We start from the raw sequence: 10,021 nt of genomic DNA on the forward strand, positions 1-10,021 counted from the left end.
ACACAGCAACACACACTAATAACCTACACTACCAAAATCAGAACTTGTAGCCGACGATCCAATGCCGTCCCCATGGGATGACGAACAGCACGCTCTTCTCGGTCCGCAGGATCATCCCGGTCTTGGACTGCAGCCGGTCCCGCGGGATGACGAGGTGAATCCCCTTGGAGGCGCGCACGTGGAACTGCCCGCGGGTGTCGGCCAGAGATTGGGTGTCATCGGTCCAGACGCCGGTGGCGTTGATGACCTGCTTGGCGCGGACCTCGATGCGTTCGCCGGTCTCGAGGTCCTGGACCTCGGCGCCGACCACGCGGCCGCTCTCCTTCATCAGCCCGACGACGCGGGCGCGGGTCGCGACGTGCGCCCCGTACGCCGCGGCCGTGCGGGCCACCATCATCGTGTGCCGGGCGTCGTCGACCTGCGCGTCGTAGTACTCCAGGGCACCCACCAGGGCGTCCTTGCGCAGCGACGGGACGACGCGTCGGGCGCCGCGCCGGGTCAGGTGCCGGTGGTGCGGCACCCCGCGGGAGCGGCCCGAGAGCAGGCCGAGGGTGTCGTAGAGCGCGACGCCCGCGCCGGCGTAGAGCCGCTCCCAGCCGCGGTGCTTGAGCGGGTAGACGAACGGGACGGGCCGGACGAGGTGCGGCGCGAGGGTCTGGATGAGCAGTCCGCGTTCCTGCAGGGCCTCGGCGACGAGCCGGAAGTCGAGCATCTCGAGGTAGCGCAGGCCACCGTGGATGAGCTTGCTCGAGCGGCTGGAGGTGCCGGCTGCGAAGTCCCTGGCCTCCACCAGCCCGACGCGCAGGCCGCGGGTGGCGGCGTCGAGGGCGCTTCCCGCACCCACGACGCCGCCGCCGACGACGAGGACGTCGAGCTCACCGGAGGCCAGGTCCGCCAGGGCCCGCGTGCGGGCCTCCGGGGAGAGCGCGACGGATCTCATGATCTCTTCCTCTCGAAAGAATGCTGGTTCGTACTGCTCAGTCGACGTCTACCCAGTCCAGCGTCCGCTCGACCGCCTTCTTCCACTGGGCGTAACCGGCGTCGCGTTGCTCACTGCTCCATACCGGGTCCCAGTGCTTCGACTCGTTCCAGTTGGCCCGCAGCTCGTCGGTGTTCTTCCAGAACCCGACGGCCAGGCCGGCGGCGTAGGCCGCGCCGAGCGCCGTGGTCTCCGCCACGACCGGACGGCTGACCTGCACGCCCAGGACGTCCGCCTGGATCTGCATGCACAGCTCGTTCGCGGTGACGCCGCCGTCGACCTTGAGGACCTCCAGGTGCACCCCGGAGTCCTTCTCCATCGCGTCCGCGACGTCGCGGCTCTGATAGCAGATCGCCTCGAGCGTCGCCCGGGCCAGGTGGGCGTTGGTGTTGTACCGGGAGAGCCCGACGATCGCGCCGCGGGCGTCGGACCGCCAGTAGGGCGCGAACAGGCCCGAGAACGCCGGGACGAAGTACACCCCGCCGTTGTCCTCGACCTGCCGCGCCAGGGACTCGCTCTGCGCCGCCCCGGAGATGATCCCTAGCTGGTCGCGGAGCCACTGCACGGCCGAGCCGGTGACCGCGATCGAGCCCTCGAGCGCGTAGACGGTCGGCTCGTCACCGAACTTGTAGCAGACGGTCGTCAGCAGCCCGGCCTCCGAGCGGACGAGGTCGGTACCGGTGTTGAGCAGCATGAAGTTGCCGGTGCCGTAGGTGTTCTTGGCCTCGCCCGGGGCGAGGCAGACCTGCCCGACCATCGCGGCCTGCTGGTCGCCGAGGTCACCGGTGAGCGGGACCTCGCCGCCGAGCGGGCCCGACGACAGCGTGTGGCCGTAGCACTCCGGGCAGGAGCTGGGCATGATCTCGGGCAGCATCGAGCGCGGGATGTCGAAGAAGCCGAGCAGCTCGTCGTCCCAGTCGAGGGTCTCGAGGTTCATCAGCATCGTGCGGCTGGCGTTGGTGGGGTCGGTGACGTGCACGCCCCCGTCCCGGCCGCCGGTGAGGTTCCACATCAGCCAGGTGTCGGTGTTGCCGAAGATCGCGTCGCCGCGCTCGGCGGCCTCGCGGGCACCGTCGACGTTCTCCAGGATCCACTGGATCTTGCCGCCGGAGAAGTACGTCGCGGGCGGCAGCCCGGCCTTCTGCCGGATGACGTCACCGCGGCCGTCGCGGTCCAGCGCGGACGCGATCCGGTCCGTACGGGTGTCCTGCCAGACGATCGCGTTGTACAGCGGGCGTCCGGTGTGCCTGTCCCAGACCACGGTGGTCTCGCGCTGGTTGGTGATGCCCAGCGCGGCCAGGTCCTTGTGGGTCAGCCCGGTCTTGTTCAGCCCGGTCTGGATGACCGACGAGGTGCGCTCCCAGATCTCGACGGGGTTGTGCTCGACCCAGCCGGCCCGCGGCAGGATCTGCTGGTGCTCGAGCTGGTGGCGCCCGACCTCGTTGCCACCGTGGTCGAAGATCATGAATCGGGTGCTGGTCGTCCCCTGGTCGACCGCTCCGACGTACTCAGCCATGCTGTTCTCCTCAGTGAGAGAGTGCGGATCAGGCCTCGCGCGCGGGCTCGCGCCCGACGGGCTGCGGAGCGTCCTCGGCGGTCGGCAGGTAGCGCTCGATCAGGACCTTGAAGAACGCGCCGCCGACGAGTCCGCCGAGTATCGGTGCGACGATCGGCAGCCACCAGTACTGGTTGCCGTTCTGGTCCAGGAACGCCGTCGAGTAGCCGGTGATGAACGAGGCCAGGCGCGGCCCGAAGTCGCGGGCCGGGTTGATCGCGTAGCCGGCGTTGGCGCCCCACGCCATGCCGATGGCGACGACCAGCAGGCCGATGACCACCGGGGCCAGGTTGGCCTGCGGCGGGTTGTTCCAGGCGTTGACCAGGGCCAAGATCACGAAGACGAGGATGGCGGTACCGACGACCTGGTCGAGGAACGCCGTCGGGAGGCTCACCCCGGGCTCGCCGTTGCCCGGCAGGGTCGAGAAGATGCCCTGGGTCTTGTAGGTGTGGCCCGGGTCCGCCCTGTTGATCAGGTCCGCGTAGGTCACCCGCACGATCAGTGCCGCGACGAATGCGCCGAGGGTCTGGGCCAGGATGTACGGCGCGACCTTTTTCCAGGAGAAGCCCTGGTAGGCGGCCAGCGCGATCGTGACGGCGGGGTTGATGTGGGCACCGGAGATGCGGCCTGCGGTATACACGCCGAGCGTGACGCCGATGCCCCAGGCCCACGCGATGGAGTCGTGGTTGCCGAGCGGGCTGTCCGGTAACGACGTGACGACCTGCGCCACCACGCCGTTGCCGAACAGAATCAGGATCATCGTGCCCGCGAACTCGGCACTCAGCTCCCCGAGATAGGAGTTCCGCATCGAACTCTCCCTTGGTCGGTGACGTCCGCGGGCGTGTGTTCCGGCCTCGGGTTCGAGGGCGGCCGCGCGACGTTGGGGGCGACGCTAGGAAGGTGGGCGGGGTACGGCAACGCACGTCGTTCGACAATGTCGAACGCCCGGCGCCGATTGGATCACAGCAACACCGTAGGGTCGGGGACGTGCCGGGCGCCATCCAGTCCATCGAGCGGGCCGCCGCGGTCCTGCGCCTGCTGGGCGGCGCCGGGCGCCCGCTGGCGCTCGCGGAGCTCGCCGCGGCCCTGGACCTGCCGCGGCCGACCGTCCACGGGATCGTGCGGACGCTGCGCGTGGAGGGGCTGGTCGAGCAGGACTCGTCGACGTCGTTGTACTCGCCCGGGCCGGGGCTGCGGAGCCTCGCTGAGGGCTGGGACCGGCACGACCTGCGCTCCCGCGCGATGAACTGGGCCGACGCGCTCGCCGGCAGCTCCGGCTGTGCCGTCTACCTGGGCGTTCCCGCGGGCCGGGCGGTGAGCCTGGTGCACCACGTGTTCCGGCCGGACGGCTCCCCGCAGCGCCTGCGCACCAACACCGAACAGCCCCTGCACGCGACGGCCTGGGGCAAGTGCCTGCTCGCGTTCGCCCCCGTCGCGACGCCCGCGCTGCGCGACCTGGAGCTCCATCGCTACACCCGCCGGACGACGACGACCGTCACGGCGCTGGAGACGCAGCTCGCCGGGGCGCGGCGGCGGGGCTGCGCCACGGACGTCGGCGAGTTCGAGGCGGGGATCGGGGGCGCCGCGGTGCCGTTGCGGACCGGTGGGGGACTCGCCGTCGCGGCGCTCGGGATCGCCGGGCCCGTCGAGGAGCTGTTCGGGGCGGGCGGGGAGCCGCGGCCCCGGCTCGTCGAGCAGCTGACGGCGGCGGGCCGCGAGATCTCGGCGTTCCTGGGGGCGGCGAGATGATCGAGCCGTGAGCACCGCCGACGCATGTGGTCCCGCGGAGTCGGCATGAGCACCGAGCGGGTCGTCGCCGCCATCGACCAGGGCACCACGTCCACCCGGTGCCTGCTCTTCAACCGCTCCGGTCGCATGCTCGCCGTCGCCCAGCGCGAGCACAGGCAGCACTACCCGCGGCCCGGCTGGGTGGAGCACGACGCCGAGGAGATCTGGCGGAACGTCGCGAGGGTCGTCCCCGCGGCGTTGAAGCGCGCGGGCCTCGGACCGGAGAACATCGTCGCGCTGGGGATCGCGAACCAGCGGGAGACGACGGTCGTCTGGAACCGGCACACCGGTGTCCCGCTCGCGCATGCGATCACCTGGCAGGACACCCGCACCGACGAGATCGTCAGCGGGCTCGCCGAGACCGGCGACCTGTGGTCCGGGACCAGCGGCTTCGGCCCCGCGACGTACTTCGCGGGGCCCCGCCTGCAATGGCTGCTGGACCACGTCCCGGGCGCGCGCGAGGGGGCCGACGCGGGCGACGTGCTGTTCGGGACGATGGAGACCTGGCTGATCTGGCGGCTGACCGGCGGCCCGGCCGGGGGCCGGCACGTCACCGACGTGACCAACGCCAGCCGTACGATGCTGATGGACCTCCGCACGCTGGAGTGGTCGCAGCGGCTGCTCACGGCGCTGCGCGTGCCGGAGCGGATGCTCCCGGAGATCCGGCCGAACGCCGAGGTCTACGGCGTCTGCTCGGAGGTGCTGCCGGGCGTTCCGGTGGCGGGCGCGCTGGGCGACCAGCAGGCCGCGCTCGTCGGGCAGACGTGCTTCGCGCCCGGCGAGGTCAAGTGCACCTACGGCACCGGCGCGTTCCTGCTCAAGAACACCGGGTCGCGGATCCCGGGCTCCGCGCAGGGGCTCATCCCGACCGTCGGGTACCTGTTCGGGGAGCGGCCCGTCTACGCGCTCGAGGGCTCGATCGCCGTCACCGGGTCGCTGGTGCAGTGGTTCCGGGACTCGCTCGGCATGATCGGCACGGCCCCGCAGATCGAGACGCTCGCGATGACGGTGCCGGACAACGGGGGCTGCTATGTCGTCCCCGCCTTCTCGGGCCTCTACGCGCCGCACTGGCAGGCCGAGGCCCGGGGCGTGATCGTCGGGCTGACGTCGTTCATCACCCGCGGGCATCTCGCCCGCGCCGTGCTGGAGGCGACCGCCTGGCAGACCCGCGAGGTCGTCGACGCCATGAACGCCGAGTCCGGGCTGCCGGTGAGCAGGCTGAAGGTCGACGGCGGGATGACGGCCGACCACCTGCTGATGCAGTTCGTCGCGGACGTGCTGGACGTCCCGGTGGAGCGCCCGCTCGGGTCGGAGGCGGTCTCCCTCGGCGCGGCGTACGCGGCGGGACTCGCGGTCGGGCACTGGTCGGACGTGGAGGTACTGCGGGCGAACTGGCACCGCGCGGCCGCCTGGGAGCCGTCGATGGACGCCTCCGTCCGGGACCGGGAGCGGGCGAACTGGGCCCGGGCGGTCGACCGGAGCTACGGCTGGGTGCAGTCCACCGGCTGAGGCGAGGGGGCGGGGGTCCTGACCCGGATGTCGGATCGACCGTGGCGCAGGTCACCCCGGAGCGTGGACGGCACGACACACGTGATCGACGCCGGCGCGCTCGCGCCGTTCAAGGCGCCCCACCTGTAGGGCGGGGCCGGGGTGTTCCGGCGGCCGGGCACGACGCTGTGCCCGGCCGCCGAAAGCTCTAGGCCGGGACGGAGCTCGATTCCGGCGTCAGGGCGAAGCCGTCGTAGCCCTTGGCCGCGATCTCGTCGCACTTCTCCCGGTAGGCGCCCATGCCGCCGATGTAGGCCATGAACACGCGCGGTTTGCCGGGCACGTTGGAGCCCATGTACCAGGAGTCCGCGGTCGGGTAGAGGGTCATGTTCCCGACCTCCTCCACGTGGCGCACCCACTCGTCCTCGGCCCGGTCCGTGGCCTCCAGCTCGGCGACGTCGTGGTCCCGGAGCCAGCCGATGCAGTCCGCGACCCAGTCCACGTGCTGCTCGATCGCCACCATCATGTTCGTGAGCACCGACGGGCTCGACGGCCCGGTGATCGTGAACATGTTCGGGAAGCCGGCGACGGTCAACCCCAGGTAGGAGCGCGGGCCCTCGCCCCACTTCTCGCGCAGCGACAGCCCGTTCCGGCCGCGGATGTCGACCCGGGTGAGCGCGCCGGTCATCGCGTCGAAGCCGGTGGCGAAGACGATCGCGTCGACCTCGTACTCCTGCTCCGACGTCCGCACGCCCTTGGTGGTGATCTCCACCAGCGGGGTCTTGCGGATGTCCACCAGGTGCACGTGGTCGTCGTTGAACGTCTCGTAGTAGCCGGTGTCCAGGCAGGGGCGCTTCGTCCCGAAGGGGAAGCTGCGCGGGGACAGGGACTCGGCCAGCTCCGGGTCCTTCACCACGTCGCGGATCTTCGCCCGGACGAACTCCGCGGCGGTGTCGTTCGCCTCCTTGACGGCGAGGGTGTCGATGTAGGAGGTCAGGATCGCGACGAGGTTCCCCTGGTCCCAGCCGGCCTGGTAGGCCTGGTTGCGTTCCTCCTCCGGCACCTCGAGCGCGGAGCGGGTCGGCTGGGGCACGGGGACGCCGAAGCCGGACCACTTGGCGGCCTCGCGGTACTCGCGGTAGTTCTCCTTGCGCGTGCGCACCTCCTCCTCGGTGAGCAGCCGGTTGCCGGCCGGCATCGAGAAGTTCGGCGTGCGCTGGAAGATCGTCGCCTCGGCGGCCTGCGCGGCCATGATCGGGATGGACTGGATGCCCGACGAGCCGGTACCGATCACCGCGATCCGCTTCCCGGTGAAGTCCACGCCCTCGTGCGGCCAGTGCCCGGTGTGGTAGATCGGCCCGGGGAAGGTCTCGGCGCCGGGGATCTCCGGGGCCTTGGAGACGGAGAGGCAGCCCGTCGCCATCACGAAGAACCGCGTGCTGACGACCTCGCCGCCGTCCGTCGTGACCGTCCAGGTGTGCGTGTCCCCGTCGTAGACCGCGCTCTCGACCCGGGTGTCGAAGGTGATGTCCTTGTTCAGGTCGAACCGTTCGGCGACGTGCTCGGCGTAGCCGAGGATCTCCGGCTGGGGCGAGTACTTCTCGGACCAGGTCCACTCCTGCTCGAGCTCCGGGGAGAACGAGTAGGAGTAGTTGAGGCTCTCGACGTCGCAGCGGGCGCCCGGGTACCGGTTCCAGTACCAGGTCCCGCCGACCCCGGAACCGGCCTCGAAGACGCGCGTGGTCAGGCCCATCTCCCGGAGCCGGTAGAGCTGGTAGAGGCCGGAGAACCCGGCCCCCACGACGACGACGTCGACAGATTTGTCCGTCATGGCACTTACCTCCTGGCTGCGGCGCTGCAGATCGGTGGGCGTCGGGGGACGCGGGTGGTCTAGAGGACGCGCTCGACGTGCTCGACGACGTAGTCCATCCCGTCCGTCTGGCCCGGGAGCACGTTGACCATGGTGAAGAAGCCGTGCATCTGGCCGAGGAAGCGCCGGGACTCGACCTTGACGCCGGCGGCGCGCAGCTTCTCGGCGTAGGCCTCGCCCTCGTCCCGCAGCGGGTCGTGCTCCGCCGTGAGCACGACGGCGGGCGGCAGGCCGGAGAGGTCCGCGGCGCGCAGCGGCGACGCGTCCGGGTTCAGCCGCTCCTCGGGCGTGGCGTAGTGGTCCCAGAACCAGATCATGGCGTCTCGGCTGACCATGAGCTGGTTCGCCGGGTCCCGGTAGCTGGCGTTGTCCAGGTCGCAGTCCGTCACCGGGTAGACGAGGACCTGCAGGGCGATCGCGGGGCCCCCGGCGTCGCGCGCCTTCTGCGCGACGATCGCGCCGAGGTTCCCGCCGGCGCTGTCCCCGGCGACGATCAACGGCGCGTCCGCCCCGGCGAGCTCGGCCCGCCGCGACTCCACCCACTGCAGGACGGTCCACGCGTCGTCCGCCGCGGTCGGGTAGCGGTGCTCGGGGGCGAGCCGGTAGTCGACGAGCACGACGGTGCAGTTCGTGCGGGTGGCGAGTTGCCGGCCGAGGGTGTCGAACTCGTCGATCGCGCCGATGACCCAGCCGCCGCCGTGGTAGTAGACGAGCACGCCGCGGGGGTTCTCGACGGCCAGGATCCGGGTGCCGACGGAGCCCCCGTCGGGGGTCGGGATCGGGGTGTCGGTGACGCTCGTGACCTGCGGGCCGGGTCCGTACATGTCCCGGAGCAGCCCGCCGAGGTCGCGGGCCTCGTCCGGGGTCATCTCGCTGATCGGCTTGCCGCCGCTCTCCGCCATCGCGGTGAGGAACGCGATCGTGGCCTCGTCCAACGCCATGGGCACCCCTTCGTGCAGCGAGTCGTGACGCGGGGCGACTGTGACCCGCGTCCTAACGACCGTAAGGTGGCCACCGGTAGGTCGTCATCGGCCGGACGGGTTGTCCTGAACTATCGTTCAGCCACGGCGACCTCCCCTGTACGGTCCGGCCGTGGACACCCGAACGTCAGGCAGCGTCGCCCGAGGCCTCGAGCCCCTGCACGCCATGACCTACTTCGCCCCCGAGACCGAGAAGCACCTCACCGCGGCCGGGCTCGAACCGGGACGGATGAGCTATTTCGCCGGCCGCGCCGCCCCGATGGGCGCGGTGTCCGGGTCCGTCGTCGCGGCGACGTTCTTCAACTTCAGCCCCGCGCTGATCGCCCGGCACATCCCGAAGGCCTGGTCGCTGGCCTCGCCCGCGGACCTCGTCGCGGCGCGGTTCGAGGCGGTCGACGGCGCGCTGCGCCGGCTGTTGGGCGACGACGTAGTGGCCTCGCCCGAGGTGGCCGAGGCCGCCGACCTGGCCCGGCGTGCCGCGGAAGCCGCCGAGCCGCAGGGGCGCCCGCTCGCCGCCGGCCACCTGGACGTCGAGTGGCCGTCCGCGCCGCACCTCGTGCTCTGGCACGCGCTCTCCGTCCTGCGCGAGCACCGCGGGGACGGGCACATCGCGCTGCTCGTCGACGCCGGGCTCTCCGGGATCGACGCGCTGGTCACGGCGACCGCGACGGGCACCGGCTTCGTCCCGCCGTTCGCGCGGGCGAGCCGCGGCTGGACCGAGGACGAGTGGGCGGCCTGCGAGGTGAGCCTGCGGGAGCGCGGCCTGCTCGGCGACGGGCTGAGCCTCACCCCCGAGGGGAACGCGCTGCGGGAGCGGATCGAGGACGACACGAACCGGCTCGGCGCGGCGCCGTGGGAGGCGCTCGGGGAGGAGGGCACCGCACGGCTCGGCGAGCTGGGCCGCCCACTGGTCCGGGGCCTGCTGAAGGCGGGCTGCTTCCCCGCGGAGGGGGTGTTCGCGACCCGGCGTTGATCCCTGACCGGGGGAGGAGGGGGCCTCAGCCGCGGAGGGCGGCGACCGCGGACCACGGCGGCCCGTCCCCCAGGGCGTTGAGGGCCCGGACCGCGCGCGCCGCGTCCGTCTCCCCGCCGGTCCGGGCGGCGAGCAGGGCGTCCACGGCGGGTGCGGGTGTCTCGCCGACCTGGAGCTCGCCCGCTTCCAGTCGGGCCCACCCGGCCGCCGTCGCGTCTCCCGCGGCGGCGAGGGTGTGCAGGCTGCTGCGGTAGGCGGCGACCGCCGCGCGGCGGTCCCCCCGCGCGTGCTCGGCCTCGGCGATCTCCCGCCAGCTCGCGGCGGCCCCGGGCAGGTGGCCGAGCGCGCGGTACAGGCCGAGCGCGACGCGGAGGTCCGGCAGCGCGGC

8 protein-coding genes and 1 pseudogene are annotated in these 10,021 nt (G+C 71.9%); 3 read left to right on the forward strand and 6 right to left on the reverse strand.

The window, feature by feature from the left end; genetic code table 11:
- Window positions 1–49: 49 nt before the first annotated feature.
- From JWP64_RS26595 to JWP64_RS26605, 3 genes and pseudogenes are all read right to left on the reverse strand, one after another.
- Window positions 50–940: pseudogene (locus tag JWP64_RS26595) on the reverse strand (FAD-dependent oxidoreductase); the annotation flags it as partial.
- A gap of 37 nt (window positions 941–977) precedes the next feature.
- Window positions 978–2,495: a glycerol kinase GlpK gene (gene glpK / locus JWP64_RS26600; RefSeq protein ID WP_297502538.1), complete on the reverse strand. Its 1,518-nt coding sequence runs from the start codon at window positions 2,493–2,495 to the stop codon at window positions 978–980.
- A 28-nt stretch (window positions 2,496–2,523) separates the two neighbouring features.
- Window positions 2,524–3,342, reverse strand: a complete 819-nt coding sequence (locus JWP64_RS26605; protein WP_297502539.1) for an MIP/aquaporin family protein — start codon at window positions 3,340–3,342, stop codon at window positions 2,524–2,526.
- Window positions 3,343–3,521: 179 nt separating this feature from the next.
- Here JWP64_RS26605 and JWP64_RS26610 point away from each other — a divergent pair, with 179 nt between their 5' ends.
- Window positions 3,522–4,283: an IclR family transcriptional regulator gene (locus tag JWP64_RS26610; RefSeq protein ID WP_297502541.1), complete on the forward strand. Its 762-nt coding sequence runs from the start codon at window positions 3,522–3,524 to the stop codon at window positions 4,281–4,283.
- A gap of 45 nt (window positions 4,284–4,328) precedes the next feature.
- Complete coding sequence (gene glpK / locus JWP64_RS26615) at window positions 4,329–5,831, forward strand: glycerol kinase GlpK (protein WP_297502543.1); 1,503 nt, start codon at window positions 4,329–4,331, stop codon at window positions 5,829–5,831.
- Between the two features lie 187 nt (window positions 5,832–6,018).
- Here the strand turns inward: glpK (JWP64_RS26615) and JWP64_RS26620 are convergent, their stop codons facing one another.
- Both JWP64_RS26620 and JWP64_RS26625 read right to left on the reverse strand, forming a co-directional pair.
- Entirely contained in the window at window positions 6,019–7,641 is a 1,623-nt protein-coding gene (locus JWP64_RS26620) for an NAD(P)/FAD-dependent oxidoreductase (RefSeq protein WP_297502545.1), read from the reverse strand.
- A 59-nt stretch (window positions 7,642–7,700) separates the two neighbouring features.
- The gene (locus tag JWP64_RS26625; protein WP_297502547.1) at window positions 7,701–8,621 is read right to left on the reverse strand and encodes an alpha/beta hydrolase; all 921 of its coding nucleotides are present in this window, start codon (window positions 8,619–8,621) and stop codon (window positions 7,701–7,703) included.
- Window positions 8,622–8,826: 205 nt separating this feature from the next.
- Here JWP64_RS26625 and JWP64_RS26630 point away from each other — a divergent pair, with 205 nt between their 5' ends.
- Window positions 8,827–9,633 (forward strand): hypothetical protein, encoded by an 807-nt coding sequence (locus JWP64_RS26630; RefSeq protein ID WP_297502551.1) that lies wholly within the window; start codon window positions 8,827–8,829, stop codon window positions 9,631–9,633.
- Window positions 9,634–9,658: 25 nt separating this feature from the next.
- On the opposite strand, the gene JWP64_RS26635 is transcribed toward JWP64_RS26630, so the two are convergent.
- The coding region (locus JWP64_RS26635; RefSeq protein ID WP_297502549.1) for a hypothetical protein at window positions 9,659–10,021 on the reverse strand (363 nt) is incomplete at its 5' end.

The organism is Pseudonocardia sp., from assembly GCF_025465255.1.
Lineage (GTDB): Bacteria > Actinomycetota > Actinomycetes > Mycobacteriales > Pseudonocardiaceae > Pseudonocardia.